Genomic DNA, 23,724 nt, shown 5'->3' on the forward strand with positions numbered 1-23,724 from the left:
ATTTGCCTGGCGTAACAACCCGGTTTGAGCACGGCTCGCCGGGCGTTACGCTCGGTGACACCTCACCCGGTAAAGCTCGGTACTCGCTTGTCGATGAAGGCCGCCACGGCTTCGCGGTGATCCGCGGTCTGGTGCGACAACACCTGGAAGGTCGCGGACATTTCCAGCAGCGTGTCGAGTCGCGTGTGCAGGGCTTCGCGCAACAGGCGCTTGGCCAGGCGCACGGCATGGGGCGGGTTGGCGGCAATCGATGCTGCAAGGTCGCGCGCCGTGTCCAGCAGTTGTTCGGCCGGCACGACCCGCGACACCAGGTTCCATTGTTGCGCCTGGTGCGCGTCGATCATTTGCCCGGTCAGGGTCAGCTCGCTGGCGCGGGACAAACCGATGATCCGCGGCAACAACCAGGCACCACCGTCGCCGGGAATAATCCCCAACTTGACGAAACTCTCGGCAAACTTCGCCTGCTGCGACGCCACGCGGATGTCGCACATGCACGCCAGGTCGAGACCGGCACCGATGGCCGCGCCATTGACCGCAGCGATCACCGGTACTTCCAGATTGAACAGCGCCAGGGGCAAGCGCTGGATGCCGGTACGGTATTCCTGGCGCAATTGCATGCCCGACATCCGGGCATAGCGGTCCATGTCGCGGACGTTGCCGCCGGAGCAAAACGCGCTGCCGGCACCGGTGATGATCACCGCGCGCACACTGCTGTCGCATTCGATTCGCTCGATGGCTTCGAGGAACTCGGGCACCGCGCTATTGCCGGTCAGCGGGTTGCGCCGCTCGGGGTCGTTCATGGTCAGGGTGACGACGTGACCGTCCTGTTCGTACTTCAGAAACTGGCTCATGGGAGTCCTCAAGCGATGTGGGATGAGGCGCGCGCGAACTCACTGGCGCAGGCATCCGGCAGCGCCAGGAACACCTGGCCGACGATGCCGTTCCAGTAGTGTTCCGAGCCTTCGCTGATGCGCCATTCGTGCAGGCGTCGAGTGAACAATTGCAGGTCGAGTTCTTCAGTCACGCCGATGGCACCGAACAGCGCATGGGCGGTGGCAGTCACCTGGGGCACCGCCATGCTGGTACGCGCCTTGGCGATGGCCGCCGCAATCAGCTGCGGCACTTGAGCGTCGCCGGCAAACGCCAGTTGCGCGGCGATGCGCGAGGCGGCGACCTGCTCCGCCATCACGCTGAGTTGATGCTGGACGGCCTGGAACTTGCCGATGGCCTTGCCGAACTGGACCCGGTCGTTGCAGTACTCGAGGGTCATGTCGAGCACCCGTTCCATGGCCCCGGCCATGGACGCTGCGTGGATCGCGGCGCTGAACCGGCGAACTGCTTCGCCGTTTTTGCCAACGGCGGCCCCCACGGCTTGCGCGGGCCAGTACAAGGTGGCGCACTGGCTGGCGTTTACACCGACAGGCTGGCGACGCGCGACGCTGCAATCGAGCAGCAACATATCGCCATCCAGGTTGACCAGGGCAACGTCAGCCAGCAGCCCGAATGCCACGCGTGGTGCGCAGAACACGCCATCGGCTTGTCGATAAGCCGTACCGGCCAGGGTCAACATGCCGGCCGGCGGCACGTGTGGACAGTCACGCAACAAGGCCCGGGCAGCGATGCTTTGGGCGGCCGGAACCGGCAGCGCATGGCGGCCGAACGCGAGGCAGATCGGGAACAGTGCCGCGAGCGACAGCCCCGCGCCATCGGCCTCTTCCGGAGTCAGCAACTCCAGGAAGCCGCCGTCCTCCAGCGCCCGCCACACCCGAGCGGCGTCGCCACCGCTTTCTACCGCGCGGACCAACGCCGGCGTGCACAAGTCCGTGAGAATTTTTTCAATGGCTTCAGTGAACATGATGGGGTTCCTATTCGAGGTGCATCAGCGCAGGCCGAGGCCGCGGGCGATCATGCCGCGCAGGATTTCCCGAGTGCCGCCGCGCAACGAGAAGGTCGGAGCGACCTGGTTCAGGTACGCGACGGTGCGGTACAGCTCCTCGTCGACCGGTGCATCCGGATGGGCGCTGATCGACGCGGCAATTTGCGCCGGGATCGCCTGTTCGAACTCGGTGCCGATGTCCTTGACCAGCGCCGCTTCCACCACCGGGCTTGCGCCGCGCGCAAGCAATGCCGTCAGTGCCAGCGAAAGGTTGCGCAGGCAGGTGAGTTGGGTGAGGAAGCTGCCGAGCAACGACGTCTGCGCAGCGCAGGCGCCGTTGCGGCGCAAGGTATTGGCCCACAGGTCGAGCAAGACCACGCTGGAGTAGAAACGCTCCGGCCCGCTGCGCTCGAAGGCAAGCTCGGCATTGACCTGTTTCCAGCCGCTGCCCTCCTCGCCCACCAGCGCATCCTCGCCTAGCAATACATCGTCGAAGGCCACTTCGGAAAAATGCGCATCACCGGCCAGATCGACGATGGGACGCACGCTGATACCGGGCTGCCTAAGGTCGATGATGAATTGCGAGAGCCCGTTGTGACGGTCTTCCGGAGCGCCACTGGTGCGCACCAACGCGATCATGTAGTCGGCGTGATGGGCATTGGTGGTCCAGATCTTGCGCCCGCTCAGGCGCCACCCTTCAGGGCAACGGATGGCACGGCTGCGCACGCTGGCCAGGTCCGAGCCGGCGTTCGGTTCGCTCATGCCAATGCAGAAAAACGCTTTACCGGCGCAGATGCGCGGCAGGTAGAAGTCCTTCTGGGCATCGCTGCCGAATTTCAGGATCAGCGGCCCGCTCTGGCGGTCGGCGATCCAGTGCGCCGCCACCGGCGCACCGGCAGACAGCAACTCCTCCACCAGCACAAAGCGACTGAACGCATCGAGCCCGGCGCCACCGTAGGCGGCAGGCAAGGTCAGGCCGACCCAGCCACGTTGCGCGAGTTTGCGACTGAACCCCGCATCGAAACCGGTCCAGCTGCGGGCGCGCACATCGGCCGCCCCCTGCGGCAGGTGTTCGGCGAGAAAGCTCTTTACGTCGGAACGAAAGGCCTCGGCGTGTGCCGGCAGTGCGGTCAAACGGAAGGCGTCGAGCAGGCTGCTCACTGGGCACCTCCGTTGACTCTGCCGTACAACGTCACCACGCAAGCGCCACCCAGGCCGAGGTTGTGCGCCATGGCCAGGCGTGCACCGTCGACCTGACGCTGATCGGCATTGCCGCGCAGTTGCTGGGTCAGTTCATAACATTGCGCCAGGCCGGTGGCGCCCAGTGGGTGCCCCTTGGACAACAGACCACCGGACGGATTGATCACGACTTGCCCGCCGTAGGTGTTGTCGCCGTCCATGACGAACTTTTCCGCGCCGCCCTCGGGGCAAAAACCCAGCGACTCATAGCAGATCACTTCGTTCTGGGCGAAACAGTCGTGCAATTCGCAGACATCGATGTCCTGCGGGCCGACACCCGCCTTCTCATAGACCTGGCCCACGGCGGCGTGGGTCATGTGCGTGCCGACCCAATCGAGTAGCGACGGCTTGTCGAAGTTGAAGGATTGCGGGGTGTCGGTGGTCATCGCCTGGGCGACGATCTGCACGTCGCGGCGCAGGCCATGCTTTTTGGCGAAACGCTCGGACACCAGGATCGCTGCAGCGCCTCCACAGGTCGGCGGGCAAGCCATCAGGCGGGTCATGACGCCTGGCAGGATCACCGGGTCGTTCATCACGTCTTCGACGCTGAGCACCTTGCGAAACAACGCGAGCGGGTTGTTGGCTGCATGACGGCTGGCCTTGGCGCGGACAGCGGCGAAGGTTTCCATTCTGGTGCCGTATTTGTGCATGTACTCGCGCCCGGCACCACCAAAGGTACGGATGGCCTGAGGCATGCCATCCATATCGGCAGTGAGGCCGCGCAGGATCGGCAGGAAACGCTCGCGGGTCGGCGGGCGGTCGTCCCAATGGGATTTCAGGGCGCCGGCCTGCATCTGCTCAAAGCCCACCGCCAGCACGCAGTCGGCGGAACCGGATTCGATGGCCTTGCGCGCCAGGTACAACGCGGTGGAGCCGGTGGAGCAGTTGTTGTTGACGTTGACCACCGGGATCCCGGTCATGCCGACTTCATACAGCACGGTCTGGCCACTGGTGGAATCGCCGTAGACGTAACCGGCGTAAGCCTCCTGGACCAGGCTGTAGTCAATCCCCGCATCGGCCAGGGCGCGGCGCACCGCTTCGGCGCCCATCTGCACGTAGGTCGGGCTCTCGCTGGGCTTGCGGAACGGGATCATGCCGACGCCGGCCACCAGTACTTTTTCGCTCATGGAATCACCTGAAAGATAAGAGGTCACAACTGGCGCGCGATCAGCTCGCGCAACACTTCACTGGTGCCGCCGAAAATCCGCGTCACGCGCATGTCGACGAAGGCCCGGGCGATCGGGTACTCCATCATGTAGCCGTAGCCGCCATGCAGCTGGACCATGTCGTCGATGCACTTCCATAGGGTTTCGGTGGCCAGGAGCTTGGCGATGGCCGACTCCTGCACCGTGAGGCGACGACGCATGTGTTCGCCGATGTAGTGATCGATGGTCAGGCGCACGGCGGTGGCCTGGGCCTTGATGTCGGCGAGCTTGAATTTGCTGTTCTGGAAGTCCCACACCGTCTGGTTGAAGGCCTTGCGGTCCTTCACGTACTCGACGGTCTGTTCCAGCAGGCGTTCGAGCTTGGCGGCGCTGTACAACGCGATCACCAGGCGCTCCTGGGGCAGCTCTTCCATCAGGTGCATGAAGCCTTTGTTCTCTTCGCCCAGCAGGTTGCCCACCGGCACGCGCACGTCATCGAAGAACAGCTCGGCGGTGTCGGCGGCGTGCTGGCCGACCTTGTCCAGCTTGCGCCCGCGACGGAAACCTTCACGGTCGCACTCGACCATGATCAGGCTGCAGCCCTTGGCGCCGGCACTGGGGTCGGTCTTGCAGACGACCACCACCATGTCGCAGGTCAGGCCATTGCTGATGAAGGTCTTGCTGCCGTTGATCACCCACTCGTCACCCTCACGCACGGCGCTGGTGCGGATCGCCTTGAGGTCGGAACCGGTGCCCGGCTCGGTCATCGCGACGGCCAGGACGGTTTCGCCGGAGCAGATTTTCGGCAGCCATTTGTGCTTCTGCTCTTCAGTGCCCAGGCGCACGATGTACGGCGCGACGATGTCGGAGTGCACGCCCAGGCTCCAGCCTGAAACCCCGGCGCGGTACAGTTCTTCGATCAACACCGCCGAGTGTCCGAAATCGCCGCCACCGCCGCCGTATTCGGTCGGCACGGTGAGGCACAGCAGGTTATGGCGTCCAGCCTTGAGCCAGGTCTCGCGGTCGACCTGCCCGGCCTCGTCCCACTGCGCCTGCTTGGGCAGGCATTCACGTTCGAAAAAACGCCGCGCGGTTTCACGCAGCATTTCGTGGTCTTCGCGGTAGACGGTACGGTTGATGTGCATCGGACTCTCCAGTGGATGGCCAGGCAAGGCTTGCGCCTGGTTCGTGAGTCCAATGTATTGAGCGGGGTGGGGATTCTCGCCACCCGGATCGGGTAGCGAATGGCTGAAGAAAAAACCTGTGCGGGAAGCACGCAAAACCCTGTAGGAGCGAGCCTGCTCGCGATGGACTCGAGAGCGCCGCGTTAACCGGTAAGCACGCGTAATCGTTCACGACCATCGCGAGCAGGCTCGCTCCTACAGGGCTATTGCGGTGTCAGCTCACGCCTCGGTCCCTGTCGGCCCAGAACGGTTCGCGCAGGTCACGCTTGAGCACCTTGCCCGCACCCGACAAGGGCAAGGCCGTGCGGAACTCCACCGACTTGGGGGTCTTGTACCCGGCGATCTGGCGCCGGCAGTGTTCGATGATCTGCGCGCCGGCGACTTCGTTGTCCGGCTTGAGCACGACCACGGCGTGCACCGCCTCGCCCCACTGGGCACAGGGAATGCCGATGACCGCACAGGCGGCAACGGCCGGGTGACTGGCAATCGCGCTTTCGACCTCCCCGGAATAAACGTTCTCGCCACCGCTGACGATCATGTCCTTGAAGCGGTCGACGATGTAGAGATAGCCGTCATCGTCCATGTAGGCGCCGTCGCCGGTGTGCATCCAGCCGCCACGCAGGGCCTGGGCGGTTTCTTCGGGCTTGTTCCAGTAGCCGAGCATGATGTTCGGGCCACGGACCAGGACTTCGCCGACCGTACCGCGCGGAACCTCGTTGTCATGTTCGTCGACGATGCGCACCGTGACGCCCAGCCCAGGGCGCCCGGCCGAACGCAGGAGACCATTGGCGATGCCCTCGGCGCTGTGGTTTTCCGGGCCGTTGGCGCTGATCGGCGGCGCGGCTTCGGTCATGCCGTAGCCCTGGGTGAACTCGACGTTCGGCAAGGCTTTAAGGGCCAGTTCCAGCAACGGCACGGCAATCGGCGAGGCGCCATAGGTCAGGCTGCGCAGGCAGCCAAGATCGTGCCTGGCAAACTGCGGGTGCATGATCAACGCCTGCAGCATGGTCGGCACGATCAGGATGTCGGTGATCCGCTCACGCTCGATGGTTTGCATCACCGCCAGCGCATCGAAGGCCGGGACAAAGATGTTCGGTAACCCCAGAAGCGAGATCAGGATCACCCGCGACAGCGCCGCGAGGTGAAACATGGGTGCGATGTGCAGGGTCAGCGCATCCGCCGGTACCGGCACATCGGCCGCGCGGGCCACCGCCGCCGTCCACAGGTTCATGTGCGATTGCATCACGCCTTTCGGCCGGCCGGTGGTGCCGCCGGTGTACAGGATGCTGGCCAGGTCGTCGCCACCCCGGAAGGCGTCGTCGACAGGCTCGGCGTCATGGATCAGCCGTTCGTAGGAGAGCATGCCTTCGGGGGCCGGACCGTCACCGACATGGATCAACAGCGGTCGCACCCTGGCCGTGCTGGCGATCGCCTCGGCCATGGGCAGGAAGGTGTCGTCGATCATCAGGATGCGCGTGTCGCAATCGTCCAGGGAGTAGACGATTTCCGCCACGCTCCAGCGGATATTGACCGGGTTGACCACGCCACCGCCCCACCAGGTGGCCAGGTAATACTCGAGAAAACGATCGGAGTTCAAACCGAGCAGCCCCACGCGGTCGCCGGTCTGCATGCCTAGTCGCTGCAAGGCGCCAGCGAGACGGGCTACACGGTCAGCCAACTGTGCATAGGTGTGACGCCGGTCATGGAAAACTGTCGCCAGCGCATGGGGGCGCTGCTGCAAGACACGGTGCAGTCCTTGGGTCAGATACATGGTGGTTTCCTGTGAATTATTGTTGTCAGGTAAGGCCGCATACAGTGGCTGGGCGGTGCGTCACGCCCCGCGGTAGCTGGGCGCGCGTTTCTCGGACAGGGCCATGCGCCCTTCGAGGTGATCCTCGCTGTCGCGCAGCACCCCCCAGTGCAGGTGCGCTTGAATCGCAAAATCCCGGGGCGTCAGGTGGGCGGTCCGGACCGCCAGTTGCTTGATCGACTGCACCGCCAGCGGCCCGTTGACGGCGATGCGTTCGGCCAGGTCCAGGGCTGCGCAGAGCAACCGCTCCTGTGGCAGGAGCTCGATGACCAGGCCGATGCGCAAGGCTTCCCGGGCGTCGATCGGCTCACCGGTCAGGGCCATTTTCATGGCGTGGGTAGCGGGCACCGCGCGCAGCAGATATTGCACGCCGCCCGCCGCGGGAATCGTCGCATCGCGGACTTCGGGCAAGCCGAACGAGGCACTGTCGGTCGCGATGCGCAGGTCACATTGCAACGCCAGCTCAAGGCCACCGGCCAGGCAGGCGCCGTTGATGGCGGCGATGATCGGCTTCCAGATGTCCAGGTCGCTGAGGTCGAACAGACGGGCGTAACCGCCCTCCTCGGCTTCGGTCTCGCGGCTCTTGAGGGCACTGGCTACAAACCCGGGCAGCATGGGAGACGATTCGCGCGCAATCGCACCGCAGCAAAAGCCTCGGTCAGCGGCACCGGTGAGCACGATGACCCGCACCTGCTCGTCATCCTGGCAAGCCACCAGCGTCTTGCGCAGGTGCATGAGGTCGCTGATGGTCAGCGCATTGTTCGCCTGTTGCGCATCGAGCGTGATGACTGCCACGTGATCGATGATCTTGAACTGAATGGCCATGGGCTAACCTCTGGGTTGTTGTTATGGGAGGGAAGTCAGGCCTTGAAGCCCAGGCCCAGTGAATGCAGGCGCTCGATGGCGACGCTGTCGAAACCCCAGTCACGCAGCGCATCAAGGCCCTGCTCGCCGCGTTGCGGTGCCATTCGCGGCTGCGCGGAAGGCGTGCCGAGAAAACGCGGTGCCGGGACCGGCTGGATCACGCCGTCGACCTCAATGAAGCTGCCGCGGGCACGGCTGTGGGGATGCTCGGCGGCCTCGGCCAGACCGAGCACTGGCACCACGCAGGCATCGCTGCCGGCGAACGCTTGCGCCCACTGCTCTCGGGTACGGCTGAGAAAGGCCGTGGTGAACGCCTCACGTAACCGCGGCCAACCTGAGCGGTCGTGCTGGTCAGGAAGGCCTGCGCCCGCCAGACCGAGGATCTCCAGCATCCGGGCGTAGAAGCGCGATTCGATCGGACCGATCGACATGTGCAGGCCGTCGAGGGTCTCATAGGTGTCGTACCAGGGCGCACCGCCGTCGAGCAGGTTGCTGCCGCGCTGTTCTTTCCAGTGACCGCCAGCCAATAGCCCCCAGATCACCGACCCCAACTGCGCCGCGCCTTCTGTCATGGCCGCATCGACCACCTGCCCGGCGCCGCCGCGCTGCACGTTGACCAGCGCCGCCAGTACGCCCATCGCCAGCAACATGCCGCCACCGCCGTAGTCGCCCACCAGGTTCAGCGGTGGAACCGGCCGACCAGCGGCCGGGCCTATGGTGGACAGCACGCCGGACAAGGCGATGTAGTTCAGGTCATGCCCGGCGCGATCAGCCATCGGCCCGGTCTGGCCCCAACCGGTCATGCGCGCATACACCAGCCCCGGATTGAGCTTGAGCGCCACATCCGGACCAAGGCCCAGGCGCTCCATGGTCCCGGGGCGGAAACCTTCGACCAGCACATCGGCCCGTTCGATCAGCGCCAGTGCGGCGGCGATACTTTCGGGGCGTTTCAGATCCAGGGTCACCGAACGACGATTGCGCCCGGTGATGTCGGCCCGCTTGCCTTCAAACCTGGGCCCCAGGTCACTGGCCTTCACCGGGCGGTCGATGCGCACCACATCGGCGCCCATGTCCGCCAATAGCATGGTGCCAAACGGCGCCGGCCCGATTGCTTCAAACTCCACCACCCGAATGCCGCTTAGTACACCCATCGCCAACGCTCCATTGTTCTGACGGAGCGCCGCAGCACCCCGATTCTTGTGCCTTGCAGTAGATCAATCGGTTCAATCGCGACCACCACCCGCATCGGGTGGTGGCCGCCAAAGACAGGGTCATGCCGCCCATGGTCTGGGTTACACTCGAAGGGATTCGACGCACTCACACAATAAAAAAGAATCGGAAAGCCCCATGGACAAACACCGCAAGTCCAATGCATCGGACACCCTTGCCAGCCAGGTCTTCACTGCGGTCCAGTCTCCGATCGTCAGCACCAAACTGACGCCACCGCGCAGTGCCGGGCGCCTGATTTCCCGCGACCGCCTGCAGGAGCAAATGCTCAAGGCTCGCCGTCAGCGCTGTATCGTGCTCAAGGGCCCGGCCGGATGCGGCAAGACCTCGACGCTGATCGCCTGGCGCCAGGGGTTGCTTGCAGTGGGTTTCGATGTGGCGTGGCTGACGCTGTCTGCCGACGACAACGAGCTGACGCGGTTTCTCGACTATCTACTCGCCAGCCTCGGGCAGATCGACCCGAATCTGGTCTACGAAGCCACTCAACTGGAAGGCCGCGGCATCGACGGCGAGGCCGTGGAGCGCACGGTCATCACCCTGGTGCGCAGCATTGCCAGTCGCGCTCGAGAACTGGTACTGGTGCTCGACGACCTGCATCACCTGACCGACGTCGGCATTCACCAGGCCCTGCAATGGTTGATCGACTACGCACCCGCCAATCTGCACCTTGCCCTCGTGTCGCGCAGTGCCGTGCCCCTTTCGTTGGCGCGCTTGCGCAGCCAGGAGCTGGTGCTGGAACTGAACTTGCGCGATTTGCGCTTTACACCGGCTGAGTCCGAGCAATTTCTCAAGGCACAGCTGGGCGACATCAGCGCCCGCGATGCCAAGTTGATGCATGAACTGACCGATGGCTGGGTTGCCGGGCTGCAACTGCTCGCTGTCAGCCGCAAGAAAAACCGCCCGGCCGTGGCCTCCACCGACCAGGTGCGGGACGACCAGGCGTTCGCAAGGTTTTTCGAAGTCGAGGTGCTGTCCCATCTGTCGCCGACGGACCTGGACCTGATGCTGCTCATGGCGGTCTGCAACCGCTTTTGCGCCTCGCTGTGCGCCGCCCTCAGCGGCAACCCGGAGGCCGTCAGCGAGGCCAATGCGCTTCTCGCACGCCTGGAGCGGGATAACCTGTTCCTGATCCCGGTGGACAGCGCCGCACGTGAAACCTGGTATCGCCTGCACCCGCTATTGCGTGAAACGCTGCTCAAATACTTCGATTCGCGCAGCGCGGGCGAACAACAGGCCGTGCATGCGCGGGCATGGGCCTGGTTTCGTGATCACCAGCTCCTGGATGAAGCGGTGCACCACGCCGTCATGGCCGGCGACCCCGAGGGTGCCGCGGACCTGGTGGAGCAACACGCCGAAGCACTGTATGCCCATGGCGACTTGCGGATACTGATCGAGCTGGTTCGACTGTTGCCGGTCGAACAGGTGCTGGCGCGGGTAAAACTGCGCATTCTCAAGGCCCGGCTGCAGCTTTATGCCCGGGATTTCAGGGAATGCGCCCACAGCCTCGATCAACTGTTCCGGGACGTGCCCGAAAACGAAGTCCATGATCGTTTCATGATCGCGCTGTTGCGGGCCTCCCTGGCTCTGCAACGTGATGACACGGACGCGGCGATGACCGTACTGCCGCAACTGCTCAACCCGCCGCCCGCCAGCAATGCCGTTGCGATTGGCTCCTGCGCCAACATCCTGTCCTGGCTCTATATGCACCGGGGCGAGTACGAACAAGCGCGTCAGGTGCAGCTCGATCGGCCTGCCCTGCTGATCAATGGTGAGCCGCTGCTGGGCACAACGGCAGGCAGCCTTCAAGGGCGCTGCATGCTGGGATTGACCCACGCCCTCGAAGGCCAGATGAAACAGGCCGAACGGGTTTACCGGGATGTGATGCATGAAGCTGCCGATTGCGGCAAGGCCGGTGCCGACGCGACTTACCTCTCTGCCGCGTTGTTGGGCGAAGTGCTCTACGAAACCAATGATGTGGATGCTGCGTTCAAACTGCTGTCGGGCTGGGTCGATATTCTCGAGCGGATCTCGATTCCCGATTCGGTATTGCGCGTCATGCAGGTGCTGTGGAATGTGCAATGGCTGGCGGGCAACCATCAGGAAGCCCTGGCCTACGTCGAGCGGCTCGACGAGTACGCGATCAAACTCGGACTGGAGCGCCTGCAAGCGTACTGCCTGACCTGGCAGGTGAGGTGGTTGTTGATCCTGGGTGAATCCGCGCAGGCCCACGCGAAACTGACGCGGCTTGAGGCCATTGATGCGCGCCACCCGGATGCCGGGCAAACGGCACTCAAGGAAATCCATGTCCTGGCCGAAAATGCACGAGCGCGTTGGCAACTGGCCCAAGGTGATCTGGACGGGGCGTTGAAGCGTATCGAACAGCTGATACAAACCTGCGAATTGTACCGTCGCCAACTCGGCGTGGTGCGCCTGCTGGTGCTCAGCGCAGTGATCGAGTCCCAGCGCGGCAACCCGCAGGCCGCCCGCGACAAAGTCCTGGAAGCCCTGCGACGCGGACAGCGATACGGACTGCTGCGCAGCCTGCTCGACGCCCACCCCGATGCACTGGACCTGATCTGTGACATCGCCAGCAAGGAAGCACTCGACCCGGTGCTGGCGTTCTATGTCGAACGCCTGCAGGAAGCCCAGGTCAAGGCGCCTGCGGTACCCACGGCAAAACCCTCCGCGGCCACGCCAAGCAAACCGCTTGCCACCGGCATGGAGCCGTTGAGCGAACGGGAAATCGAAGTGGTGCGCCTGCTCGCCCAGGCCCTGCCCAACAAGAAGATCGCCCGAGCCCTGGGGTTGTCCCCGGAAACCGTGAAATGGCACCTGAGCCATATCTACAGCAAGCTGGGCGTCAGCAGCCGCGATGAAGCGGTGGCGCGGGTGCGCGACCTGGAATCGCAGGGCGATGCCGGCACTCCTCCCTAAAATCTCCAGACCAGAAACAACCCCTGTGGGAGCCAGCCTGCTGGCGATGGCGGTGTGCCAGGCAACATCGATGTGGGCTGACACACCGCCATCGCCAGCAGGCTAGCTCCCACAGTGGATTGCAGTGCATTCCGATCACTGATTCTTGTCCCGCCACCCGCCTCGGGTGGCGTTCCCGCCAGCCTCCCCACCCTATCGTAACCCTCAGTCCAAAGGCGCAACTCGCGCCTGCGTCGAAGCCTGGCCCAGGCCGGCCCGTGATCATTGAGGAGTCTTGCGTGCACATTGCCCGAACCGTTTTCCGCGACGACCATGAGATGTTCCGCACCACCGCCCGACGTTTTTTCGAGCGTGAATGCCTGCCGCGCCAGGCGGCCTGGGACAAGGCCGGCCAGGTCGACCGTGAAACCTGGCTCAAGGCCGGGCGTGAAGGTTTGCTCGGCATCACCTTGCCGATCGAATACGGCGGTGGCGGCGGTGATTTTGGCCACTGCGCGGTGTTCAACGAAGAGTTCGCCCGGGCCGGGGTGAGTGGCGCCTACTTCGGCATGCACTCCGACGTGATTGCCCCGTACATCAATCGCTGCGGCAACGAAGAACAGAAGCGCAAGTGGCTGCCGGGCATCTGCGCCGGCGAGATCATCCTCGCCATTGCCATGACCGAACCCGGCACCGGCAGCGATCTCAAGGCTGTGCGTACCACTGCGGTGCGCGATGGCGACGAGTACGTGATCAATGGCAGCAAGACCTTCATCAGCAACGGCCTGACCGCTGACCTGGTGATCGTCGTGTGCAAGACCGATCCGGCCGCCGGTGCCAAGGGCATCAGCCTGATCGCCGTGGAAGCCAGTCGCACCGGCTTCAAGCGCGGTCGCAAACTGGAGAAGGTCGGCCAGCATGCGCAAGACACCGCCGAGCTGTTCTTCGACAACGTCCGCGTACCGGTCGGCAACCGCCTCGGCGAAGAGGGCCTGGGCTTCACCTACCTGATGGGCGAGTTGCCGCAAGAGCGGTTCTCCATCGCCGTGTCCGCCGCCGCCAAGCTGGAGCGTCTGCTGGAACAAACCGTCGAGTACGTGAAGGACCGCAAGGCCTTCAACCAGACCGTCTGGGACTTCCAGAACAGCAAATTCAAGCTCGCCGATATCAAGGCCCAGGCCACCGCCATGCGGGTGATGGTCGACTACTACCTGGGCGAACACATGCGTCGCCGGCTGACCCTCGAAGAGGCGGCGATCGCCAAGCTCTACACCACCGAAACCCTGTGGAAATGCATCGACGACATGGTCCAGCTGCATGGCGGCTACGGCTACATGATGGAGTACCCGATCGCCCGCGCTTTCGTCGACATGCGCGTCAACCGCATCTACGGCGGCACCAGTGAAGTCATGCGCGAAATGATCGCGCGCAAGCTCTGACCCTCAAAAACAAAAAAGGAAAATCACGATGAGCAACAAGGTATTCGTGGCTGGCGTCGGCATGATCCAGTTCAAGAAACCGGGGACCAACGCGCCCTACGACGTCATGGGTGAACAGGCGATTCGCCAGGCCCTGGCCGACTCGGGACTGGACTTCAATGACATCCAGCAAGCCTATGCCGGCTACGTCTACGGCGACTCCACCTGCGGCCAGAAAGCCCTGTACCGCGTGGGCATGAGTGGCATACCGCTGGTCAACGTCAACAACAACTGCGCCACCGGTTCCAGCGCCCTGTTTCTCGCCCGTCAGGCCGTGCAGAGCGGCGCGGTCGAGTGCGCCCTGGCCTTTGGTTTCGAGCACATGAACCCGGGCGCATTGAAATCCGCCTGGACCGACCGCGCCCCGGCCACCGAACGTGCCTTGCTGCTGGCCAACGAATTGATCGGCATGCCGGACCTGCCCAATGCGATTCGCCAGTTCGGCGGCGCAGGCTTTGCGCACATGCAGAAGTACGGCACCCGCCTGGACACCTTCGCCAAGATCCGCGCCAAGGCCAGCCGCCACGCGGCCAACAACCCGCTGGCGGTGTTCCGCAACGTGGTCAGCACCGAAGAAGTCATGGCCGCCCCGATGTTGTGGGAAGGCGTGATGACCCGACTGATGGCCTGCCCGCCCACCTGCGGCGCCGCTGCGGCCATCGTGGTGTCCGAGGCGTTCGCGAAAAAACACGGCCTGCGCACCGATGTGTTGATGGCCGGCCAGGCGCTGACCACCGATCTGCCGAGCACCTACGACGCCAGGGACATGATCCGCGTGGTCGGTTTCGACATGACGCGCATGGCCGCCGACATCGCCTACAACCAGGCCGGCATCGGCCCCAAAGACATCGACGTGATCGAACTGCATGACTGCTTCGCGCAAAACGAACTGCTGACCTACGAAGGCCTGGGTTTGTGCGAAGAAGGCGCTGGCGAGCGCTTGGTCAACGATGGCGACAACACCTATGGCGGCGAATGGGTGACCAACCCGTCCGGCGGCCTGCTTTCCAAGGGCCACCCACTGGGCGCCACCGGCCTGGCCCAGTGCTTTGAACTGACCCACCAGTTGCGCGGCACCGCCGAGCAGCGCCAGGTGCACAACGCGCGTGTCGCCGTGCAGCACAACCTCGGCCTGGGCGGCGCCTGCGTGGTGACCGTGTACCAGAAGAACTGACGCGCCTGCCAGGCAAAGGAGCCATTCAGATGATCGACAAAAAACACATCGGCAGACAGCTGCCCACTTTCCTCGTCACCGCCGAAGCCGGGCAACTGCGTTTCTTCGCCAAGGCCACCGGGGAAACCAACCCGATCTACTTCGACGAGCAAGCCGCCCGCGATGCCGGTTACCCCAACCTGCCGTTGCCGCCGACCTTCCTGTTCTCGCTGGAGTTCCAGATTCCGTCCAACGCCTGGCGCGACGAACTGGGGATCGTCACCGCGCGCATCCTCCACGGCGAAGAGTCGTTCCGTTATCACCGCATGGCCCATGCCGGCGACACCTTGCGCTTCGATGTGCGCATCGCCGACATCTACGACAAGAAAGCCGGCGCCCTGGAGTTCGTGGTGCGCGAAACCCGAGTCACCAACCAGCACGGTGAGCACGTCGCGGACCTGCGCAGCGTGCTCGTGCAGCGCAACAGCTGAAGCGGAGAACCCTGATGAACGCGATAAGCCTGGAAAAAATCAATATCGGCGACAGCCTGCCAGCGCTGGCCCTGCCACCGATCAACCGCACCACCCTGGCGCTGTTTGCCGGTGCGTCGGGTGATCACAACGCCATCCATATCGACACCGATTACGCGCGCCGCGCCGGCATGCCCGATGTGTTCGCCCACGGCATGTTGTCGATGGCCTACCTCGGCCGCCTGCTGACCCAGTGGGCCGATCAGCGCCAGTTGCGCGAGTTCGGCGTGCGCTTTCTCGGCATTACTCACCTGGGTCACCAGATCACCTGCACGGGCACCGTGGTCGACCGCTTTGAGGTCGACGGCGAGCAACGGATCAGGGTCGAAGTGCGCACCACCAATCAATACGGCGAGACCAGGATCGTTGGCGACGCCGTGATCGCTCTGTAAACACACCCCATCATTGAGGAGCAACACCCCATGGCAAAACTCGACGGAAAAGTCGCACTGGTCACCGGTTCCGGCCGTGGCATCGGCCAGCAGATCGCCCTGAAACTGGCAAGCGAAGGCGCACGCATCGTGATCAACGACCTGGACGCCGACCCGGCCCACGAAACCGCTGAAATGATCCGCCAGCTGGGCGGGCAGGCCGCTGTCTGCCACGGCAACGTCAGTGCGCCGGACTTCGGTGATCGCTACGTCAAGACCGCGATGGACCACTTCGGCGGCATCGACATCATCGTCAACAACGCCGGTTACACCTGGGATGACGTGATCCAGAAGATGAGCGACGAGCAGTGGTACGCGATCCTCGACTGCCACATGACCGCGCCCTTCCGCATCCTGCGCGCCGCCTACCCGATCATCAAGGCCCAGGCCCAGGCCGATGCGGCGGCAGAGCGCGAGGTGTTCCGCAAAGTAGTGAACATCTCCTCGGTCTCGGCCCTCAACGGCAACGCCGGGCAGATGAACTACTCCTCGGCCAAGGCCGGTGTGATCGGCATGACCCGCGCGCTGGCCCGTGAATGGGGGCGCTTCAAGGTCAACGTCAACGCCGTGGCCTTCGGTTTCATCGAAACCCGCATGACCAAGGCCGACGCCCATGCCGGCGCCACGGTGAACATCGAAGGTCGTGACATTCGCGTCGGGATCAGCCCGGAGGCCGCCAAGTCATTCGCCCAGCGCAACCCGCTGGGCCGCCCGGGTACCGTGCAGGAAGCGGCGGACGCGGTGTACCTGTTCTGCTCGCCGGAGTCGAACTACATCACGGCGCAGACCATTGCTGTGGCGGGCAATCTGCAGTAGGCAAAATTGTAGGAGCGAGCGTCCGTCCGGGCTTCCGATCAGGCCGGCCGCCTCGCTTTGCTTTTGCTTTGGCTTTGGCTTTGGCTTTGGCTTTTGATTTTCTTGCCCCATCACGCCCTGAGTCTGGCCGTCAACCTGTAACGACCTCCATCGGGGCCTCTACCAACGTTGATCCATACCGCGTCAAAGCCTCTGGGAGATTGTTGTCTGAGTACATATCCATTCCTGCGGTAACGGCAGCTTATGGTTTCGCCCTTACGGCGAGTCCCTTTTTCAAACGCCAAAAAGGAACCAAAAGGCTTTGCCCCACCACTCGGTGCCTCGCTTAGGCTCGGCATGCCCTCACTCCGGCATTGCTCCGTGGGTCGCCGCGATGGGCCCACGGAGCAGGACCGGAGCGAGGGTACCCCGAGCCCCAGCGAGCCACCGAACGTCAGGGGCAAGAGCCCTTGGTTACTTAGGGCCGGGCGGCGTTCCGTTTTTCCAAGTGACTCGCCGTAAGGGCGAAACCATAGGTGGCCGTTACCGCAGGAATGGATATGTACCCAGTCAACAAAATCCAGGTCGGCTGTCAGGCCGCCATCGCCGGCAAGCCGGGCTCCTACAGTAAATCGAGTACATCCGCGAGTGGCTGGTCGGCTGTCAGGCCGCCATCGCTGCGATGCGGAGTTCCGACAAACCATAGGGTTTTCAACCACCTTGAGAATCAAGACGATCTCTACCGGTCACAGCCACCTGATATGGGTGGCGCAGTCTTATTGACGAGGTTTGAACATGGCCACTGGTCGCTCTCCGCGACGCCCGTCAACAAGGAGCCAGTCAAATGACTCGCATAACAAAGTGGCTGCCGAAACTCGCCCTGATGGCGACGACGGTGATGGCGCTATCGGCAACCGCCGGGGCAGCCGAAAAACCCAACATCCTGGTGATCTTCGGCGACGACATCGGCCAGACCAACATCAGCGCCTATTCCATGGGCGTGGTCGGCTACAAGACGCCCAACATCGACCGCATCGCCCACGAAGGCATGCTGTTCACCGACTATTACGCGGAGAACAGCTGCACCGCCGGACGCTCGTCGTTCATCACCGGCCAGTCACCGCTGCGCACCGGCCTGACCAAGGTCGGCGTACCGGGCGCGCCGATCGGCATTCAAAAGCGTGACATCACCCTCGCCCAGGCGCTCAAGTCCCAAGGTTATGCCACCGGCCAGTTCGGCAAGAACCACTTGGGCGACCGCGACGAGTACCTGCCGACCAACCACGGTTTCGACGAGTTCTTCGGCAACCTGTACCACCTCAACGCCGAAGAGGAGCCTGAGCGCCCCTACTGGCCCAAGGACGATCCGGAGTTCGTCAAGTCCCGCACGCCCCGTGGCGTGATCCACAGCTACGCCGATGGCAAGATCGAAGACACCGGCGCCCTGACCGCCAAACGCATGGAAACCATCGACGACGAAACCACGGCGGCGGCGCAGGTGTTCATGGAAAAACAGGCCAAGGCGGACAAGCCATTCTTCGTCTGGATGAACACCACCCGCATGCACCTGTTCACCCACGTGCGCGAGTCGATGAAGGGCCAGAGCGGCATGCCCGGCAACGATTATGCAGACGGCATGCTCGAACATGACGGCGACGTCGGCAAACTGCTGAAAACCCTCGACGACTTGAAGATCGCCGACAACACCATTGTCGTCTACACCACCGACAACGGCCCGAACCAGTTCTCCTGGCCGGACGCGGCGACCACGCCGTTCCGCAACGAAAAGAACTCCAACTGGGAAGGCGCCTACCGCGTGCCGGCGATCGTGCGTTGGCCGGGCAAGATCAAGCCCGGCGAGGTATCCAACGAAATGTTCTCGGGCATGGACTGGTTCCCGACCCTGCTCGCGGCGGCGGGTGAAACGGACGTAAAAAACAAACTGCTCAAGGGCTGGGCGCCCACTGCGGGCGGCACCAACTTCAAGGTGCACCTGGACGGCTACAACCAGTTGCCGTACCTGACCGGTGAACAACCCAAAGGTGAGCGCAAGGAGTTCTACTACTTCAACGACGACGGCGTGCTGGTGTCGATGCGTTTCGGCAACTGGAAAGTGGTCTTCGCCGAACAACGCGAGCCCGGCGGTTTCGCGGTCTGGAGCAGCCCGTTCGTGCCGCTGCGCGTGCCCAAGCTGTTCAATCTGCGCATGGACCCCTATGAGCGGGCAGACAGCGTCTCGAACCAGTATTACGACTGGACGGTGAAGAACTCCTACCTGCTGGCCCAGGGTGTGGGCAAGGCCGCCCGCTTCCTGCAAACCTTCGTCGAATACCCGCCCAGCCAGAAGCCGGCCAGCTTCAGCATCGATCAGATCCGCACGGCGGTGGACGCGAAAATCGAAGAAATGAAAAACCAGCCCCGACCCTGACCTGCGCCCGCCAATCACCCTTGGGTGGTTGGCGGACCGGCCCTGGCATCAGTTGATCGAGGCCACCTTGCCGCCGCCACTGTCCCACCCTCCTCCCAGCGCCTTGTAGATCGCGACAATCCCCCGGTACTGGTCGACCTCACCCTGTGCCTGAGCATCCTCTGCATTCAAGCGCTCGCGCTCGGCATCGAGCAACACCAGGTAATCGACAGAACCTTCCTTGTACTGGATCGCCGCCAGGCTGGCCGCCGCGCGACTTGATTCGCTCTGCTTGATCAACGACAGCAGCCGCTGTTGGCGTTTGCCATAGTCGCTGAAGGCGTTCTCCGATTCTTCCAGTGCCAGCAACACCTGCTGTTCGTAGGTGGCCAGGGCGCCTTCGGCGTCGGCGTTGGCGCCACGGATGCGAGCGCGCACGCTGCCCAGATCAAAGGCGGCCCAGGTGATGCTCGGGCCCAGGCTCCAGGCGCGGGCGGCGCTGGAACCGATTTGCGAACCGCGCCCGGCGGTGAAGCCAAGGAAGCCGCTCAGGCTGACCCGGGGAAACAGGTCGGCGGTCGCCACGCCGACATCCGCGGTCGCCGATGCCAGCCTGCGCTCGGCCGCCAGCACATCAGGACGACGCTGCAACAGCTCGCCGGGATCGCCGATCGGCAGCGCCTTGGCAATGGCCGGCAGGTCCGCCGGGCTCAATGACACGCTCAACTGGTCCGGCCGTTCACCGAGCAAGGTGGCGATCCGATTTTGCTGCCGGACCTGCTCCGCCTGCAGTTGCGGCACACTCGCTTCGACCGCGGCCAGACGCGCGTCGGCACGCACCACATCGAGTTCATTGCCGACGCCGGCATCGCGCAGGCTGACGGTGACCGCCCGTGAATCACTCTGGTTCTTGAGGTTGGCCAGGGCGATTTTTTCCCGCAGTTGCGCGCCGCGCAGTTGCCCGTAAGCGTCGACCAGTTCAGCGATCATCGTTACCCGCAGTTGATACAGATCTGCCGCAGCCGCGTCTTCCCGGGCATCACTCGACTCCAGCGCACGCTGAATGCGTCCGAACAGATCGATTTCCCAGGCCATGTCCAGGCCCAGGTCGTAGCGCTCAGTATTGACCCGACTTTCGCTCAGGCCCGGTACTTGTGATTTGCCTTGCACGCTGCTGACGCGACTGGTAACCACCGGCAGGTTGTCGTTGCTGATGTCGTCGCGAATCGCTCGCGCCGCTTTCCAGCGGGCGAACGCCACGCGCAGATCGCGGTTGCCTTCCAGGGACTTGCTCACCAGCTGGTTCAGCGTGGGATCGTCGAACTGCTGCCACCAAAGGCGTTCAAAACGCGACTGATCGTAGTTGGCCGCCCGGGCATGCACGCTGTTGGCCGGCGGCGTATCCGGGGTCTTGTAGTCCGGCCCCACCGTGCACGCCGCCAGTGCGCTCACCAGGAGGCTGGGCAAGAACAACTTCAAGGCTTTCATGGTTGCACCTCCAGGTTCAGAGCATGGGCTTGCTTGCGCACATGCTTGCGTTCGATGTAACGGCGAATCAGCACAAAGAACACCGGTGTCAGCAGCAGGCCGAAGAAGGTCACCCCGAGCATCCCGGAGAACACCGCCACCCCCATGGCCCGGCGCATTTCCGAACCGGCACCGCTGGACGTCACCAGCGGCACCACGCCCATGATGAAGGCGAACGAGGTCATCAGGATCGGCCGCAAACGCATGCGGCAAGCGTCAAGCACGGCGTCCAGCGGCGACAGGCCCTGCTCCTGTTTGTCCTTGGCGAACTCGACGATCAGGATCGCGTTCTTGCACGCCAGGCCCACCAGCACGATCAGGCCGATCTGGGTGAAGATGTTGTTGTCACCCCTGGAAATGATCACCCCGGCAATCGCCGACAACAGGGTCATCGGCACGATCAGGATCACCGCCAGCGGCAGGCTCCAGCTTTCGTACAACGCCGCCAGCACCAGGAACGCCAGCAGCACGCAGAGCGGGAACACCAGCAATGCAGTGTTGCCGGACAGGATCTGTTGGTAGGTCAGGTCGGTCCACTCGTAGGTCATGCCATTGGGTAACTCTTCTTTCAGCAGTTTTTCAATCGCGGCCTGGGCCTGGCCGGAGCTGTAGCCGGGGGCTGCGCTGCCGTTGATTTCCGCGGTGAGGAAACCGTTGTAGTGCGAGACCCGGTCGGGGCCCGAGGTCGGGCTGACCTTGACGAAGGTCGCCAGCGGAATCATTTCGCCGCGATCGTTGCGCACCTTCAACTGGCCGATCTGCTCCGGCTCCTGGCGAAACTGTTGCTCGGCCTGCACGTTAACCTGGTAGGTGCGGCCAAAACGGTTGAAGTCGTTGGCGTACAGCGAGCCCAGGTACACCTGCAAGGTGTCGAAGATGTCGTTGATCTTCACGCCGTGGGTCTTGGCCTTTTCCCGATCAATGGCGGCTTCGACTTGCGGCACGTTGACCGTGTAGCTGGTGAACAGGTTGGCCAGCTGCGGAACACTGCGGCTCTTGGCGATGATGTTCATGGTCTCTTTGTACAGCTCGTCGTACCCCAGGTTGCCGCGGTCTTCGATCTGCAGGCGGAAGCCGCCGATGGTGCCCAGGCCTTGCACCGGTGGTGGCGGGAACACGGCGATGTAGGCGTCCTGGATCTCACCGAACTTGCCGTTGAGCGAGGCGGAAATCGCCTTGGCCGACAGGCTCGGGTCCTTGCGCTCGTCGAACGGACTCAGGCCGATGAAGGCGATGCCGGCGTTTGGGCTGTTGGTGAAGCCATTGATCGAAAGGCCGGGGAACGCCACGGCGCTGTCGAAGCCCGGTTCGTTCATGGCGATGGTGCTCATGCGCCGGATCACCGATTCGGTGCGATCCAGGCTTGCGGCATCCGGCAGTTGCGCGAAGGTCACCAGGTACTTCTTGTCCTGGGTCGGCACGAAACCGGTCGGCGTGGTGCTGAAACCCATATAGGTCATGGCGATCAGGCCGGCATAGACCAGCAAGGCCACGCTGCTGCCACGAATGATCTTGGCCACGGCAATCACGTAGCCATGGCTGGCCTTGTCGAAAAAGCGGTTGAAGGGTTTGAACAGCCAACCGCCCAGCAATCGATCCAGCACTTTGGAGAAGCGGTCTTTCGGTGCGCCGTGGGCCTTGAGTAGCACAGCGGCCAGCGCTGGCGACAGGGTCAGGGAGTTGAACGCCGAGATCACCGTCGAGATGGCGATGGTCAGCGCGAACTGTTTATAGAACTGGCCTGTCAGGCCGGAGATGAAAGCGGCCGGCACGAATACCGCGCACAGCACCAGCGCGGTGGCGATGATGGGACCTGTCACTTCGCCCATGGCTTTCTTGGTGGCTTCAACCGGTTCCAGCCCGGATTCAATGTTCCGTTCGACGTTCTCCACCACCACGATCGCATCGTCGACCACGATACCGATCGCCAGCACCAGGCCGAACAGCGACAGCGCGTTGAGCGAGAAGCCGAGCAAATGCATCACCGCAAACGTACCGATCAGCGACACCGGCACCGCCACCAGCGGAATGATCGAGGCGCGCCAGGTTTGCAGGAACAGGATCACCACCAGCACCACCAGGATCAGTGCTTCGAACAGCGTGTGCACCACCGCTTCAATCGAGCTGCGCACGAAAATGGTCGGGTCGTAGACGATCTCGTAGTCCATGCCTTCCGGGAAGCTCTTCTTGAGCTCGGCCATCTTCGCCCGCACCTGGTCGGAGACGTCGATGGCATTGGAACCCGGGCGCTGGAAGATCGGCATGGCCACCGCTTCCTGGTTGTTGAGCAAGGCGCGCAAGGCGTATTGGTTGGAACCCAGCTCGATGCGGGCAATGTCCTTCAAGCGAGTGATTTCGCCATCCGGGCCACTGCGGATGATCACGTTCTCGAACTCTTCTTCAGTGACCAGCCGCCCCTGGGAGTTGATCGACATCTGGAAGCTGGTGGCATTCGGCGCAGGCGGCGAACCCAGTTGCCCGGCGGCGACCTGACGGTTCTGTTCGCGCACTGCGTTGACCACGTCCGTGGCGGTGAGATTGCGCGACGCGGTTTTATCCGGATCGAGCCAGATGCGCAGCGAGTAATCGCCGATACCGAACATCTTCACATCACCGATGCCGTTCAGGCGCGACAGCTCGTCCTTGACGTTGAGGATCGCGTAGTTGGACAGGTACAGCATGTCGTAGCGCTTGTCCGGCGACACCAGGTGCACCAGCAGGGTCAATTCCGGCGAGGCCTTGTCCACGGTGATGCCGATGCGCGTCACTTCTTCGGGCAATTTCGGCTCGGTGCGGGTCACGCGGTTCTGCACCTGGACCTGGGCGTTGTCCAGGTCGGTGCCCAGGGCGAAGGTCACGGTGAGGGTCAAGCGCCCGTCCGCCGTCGACTGAGAAGACATGTACAGCATGTTCTCGACGCCCGTGATGGCTTGCTCCAACGGGGCCGCCACGGTTTCGCCGATGACCTTGGGGTTGGCGCCCGGGTAGTTGGCGTGAACCACCACGGTCGGCGGCACCACTTCGGGGTATTCGCTGATCGGCAACTGGAACAGCGAGATGGCGCCGGCAATCAGGATCAACAGCGACAGCACCGCGGCGAAGATCGGCCGCGTGATGAAGAACTGGGAAAATTTCATGTCGGTGC

Annotated in this window: 17 protein-coding genes; 7 read left to right on the plus strand and 10 right to left on the minus strand. The window is 63.4% G+C overall.

Annotation, left to right across the window (positions count from 1 at the left end; all coding sequences use genetic code 11):
• Positions 1–62: 62 nt before the first annotated feature.
• The 8 genes from HFK74_RS18460 to HFK74_RS18495 all read right to left on the minus strand — a co-directional run bounded on the left by HFK74_RS18460 (position 63) and on the right by HFK74_RS18495 (position 9,269).
• Complete coding sequence (locus tag HFK74_RS18460) at positions 63–851, minus strand: crotonase/enoyl-CoA hydratase family protein (protein WP_180204696.1); 789 nt, start codon at positions 849–851, stop codon at positions 63–65.
• Positions 852–859: 8 nt separating this feature from the next.
• Positions 860–1,855: an acyl-CoA dehydrogenase family protein gene (locus tag HFK74_RS18465; protein ID WP_180204697.1), complete on the minus strand. Its 996-nt coding sequence runs from the start codon at positions 1,853–1,855 to the stop codon at positions 860–862.
• 24 nt (positions 1,856–1,879) lie between these two features.
• On the minus strand, positions 1,880–3,037 hold the full coding sequence (locus HFK74_RS18470; protein WP_180204698.1) for an acyl-CoA dehydrogenase family protein: 1,158 nt from the start codon (positions 3,035–3,037) through the stop codon (positions 1,880–1,882).
• Positions 3,034–4,242: a lipid-transfer protein gene (locus HFK74_RS18475; RefSeq protein ID WP_180204699.1), complete on the minus strand. Its 1,209-nt coding sequence runs from the start codon at positions 4,240–4,242 to the stop codon at positions 3,034–3,036. Before HFK74_RS18475 ends, HFK74_RS18470 begins: the two co-directional genes overlap by 4 nt.
• 23 nt (positions 4,243–4,265) lie before the next feature.
• Positions 4,266–5,405: an acyl-CoA dehydrogenase family protein gene (locus HFK74_RS18480; RefSeq protein WP_180204700.1), complete on the minus strand. Its 1,140-nt coding sequence runs from the start codon at positions 5,403–5,405 to the stop codon at positions 4,266–4,268.
• Between the two features lie 253 nt (positions 5,406–5,658).
• Positions 5,659–7,260: a long-chain fatty acid--CoA ligase gene (locus HFK74_RS18485; protein ID WP_257230358.1), complete on the minus strand. Its 1,602-nt coding sequence runs from the start codon at positions 7,258–7,260 to the stop codon at positions 5,659–5,661.
• Positions 7,261–7,275: 15 nt separating this feature from the next.
• Positions 7,276–8,079, minus strand: coding sequence for an enoyl-CoA hydratase/isomerase family protein (locus tag HFK74_RS18490; RefSeq protein ID WP_180204702.1), 804 nt, complete (start codon positions 8,077–8,079; stop codon positions 7,276–7,278).
• Between the two features lie 35 nt (positions 8,080–8,114).
• Positions 8,115–9,269 carry a CaiB/BaiF CoA-transferase family protein gene (locus HFK74_RS18495; protein ID WP_180204703.1) on the minus strand — a complete coding sequence of 385 codons (1,155 nt, stop codon included), beginning with the start codon at positions 9,267–9,269 and terminating at the stop codon, positions 8,115–8,117.
• A gap of 196 nt (positions 9,270–9,465) precedes the next feature.
• Here HFK74_RS18495 and HFK74_RS18500 point away from each other — a divergent pair, with 196 nt between their 5' ends.
• The 7 genes from HFK74_RS18500 to HFK74_RS18530 all read left to right on the plus strand — a co-directional run bounded on the left by HFK74_RS18500 (position 9,466) and on the right by HFK74_RS18530 (position 19,073).
• Entirely contained in the window at positions 9,466–12,279 is a 2,814-nt protein-coding gene (locus HFK74_RS18500) for a LuxR C-terminal-related transcriptional regulator (protein WP_180204704.1), read from the plus strand.
• Between the two features lie 317 nt (positions 12,280–12,596).
• Positions 12,597–13,697, plus strand: coding sequence for an acyl-CoA dehydrogenase family protein (locus HFK74_RS18505; protein WP_218953733.1), 1,101 nt, complete (start codon positions 12,597–12,599; stop codon positions 13,695–13,697).
• Between the two features lie 28 nt (positions 13,698–13,725).
• Positions 13,726–14,910, plus strand: a complete 1,185-nt coding sequence (locus HFK74_RS18510) for a lipid-transfer protein (protein ID WP_180204706.1) — start codon at positions 13,726–13,728, stop codon at positions 14,908–14,910.
• Between the two features lie 29 nt (positions 14,911–14,939).
• Entirely contained in the window at positions 14,940–15,380 is a 441-nt protein-coding gene (locus tag HFK74_RS18515; RefSeq protein WP_180204707.1) for a MaoC family dehydratase N-terminal domain-containing protein, read from the plus strand.
• Between the two features lie 14 nt (positions 15,381–15,394).
• Entirely contained in the window at positions 15,395–15,811 is a 417-nt protein-coding gene (locus HFK74_RS18520) for a MaoC family dehydratase (RefSeq protein ID WP_180204708.1), read from the plus strand.
• Between the two features lie 30 nt (positions 15,812–15,841).
• Entirely contained in the window at positions 15,842–16,666 is an 825-nt protein-coding gene (locus HFK74_RS18525) for an SDR family NAD(P)-dependent oxidoreductase (RefSeq protein ID WP_180204709.1), read from the plus strand.
• A gap of 823 nt (positions 16,667–17,489) precedes the next feature.
• Positions 17,490–19,073 (plus strand): arylsulfatase, encoded by a 1,584-nt coding sequence (locus HFK74_RS18530; protein WP_180204710.1) that lies wholly within the window; start codon positions 17,490–17,492, stop codon positions 19,071–19,073.
• Between the two features lie 48 nt (positions 19,074–19,121).
• Here the strand turns inward: HFK74_RS18530 and HFK74_RS18535 are convergent, their stop codons facing one another.
• Both HFK74_RS18535 and HFK74_RS18540 read right to left on the minus strand, forming a co-directional pair.
• A complete protein-coding gene (locus tag HFK74_RS18535; protein WP_180204711.1) occupies positions 19,122–20,540 on the minus strand; it encodes an efflux transporter outer membrane subunit in 1,419 nt (472 codons plus the stop codon).
• Positions 20,537–23,716, minus strand: a complete 3,180-nt coding sequence (locus HFK74_RS18540) for an efflux RND transporter permease subunit (protein WP_180204712.1) — start codon at positions 23,714–23,716, stop codon at positions 20,537–20,539. The genes HFK74_RS18535 and HFK74_RS18540 overlap by 4 nt, the downstream gene beginning before the upstream one ends.
• Between the last annotated feature and the right edge of the window lie 8 nt (positions 23,717–23,724).

Origin of the sequence: Pseudomonas sp. SbOxS1 (assembly GCF_013416725.1) — a bacterium.
Taxonomy (GTDB): domain Bacteria; phylum Pseudomonadota; class Gammaproteobacteria; order Pseudomonadales; family Pseudomonadaceae; genus Aquipseudomonas.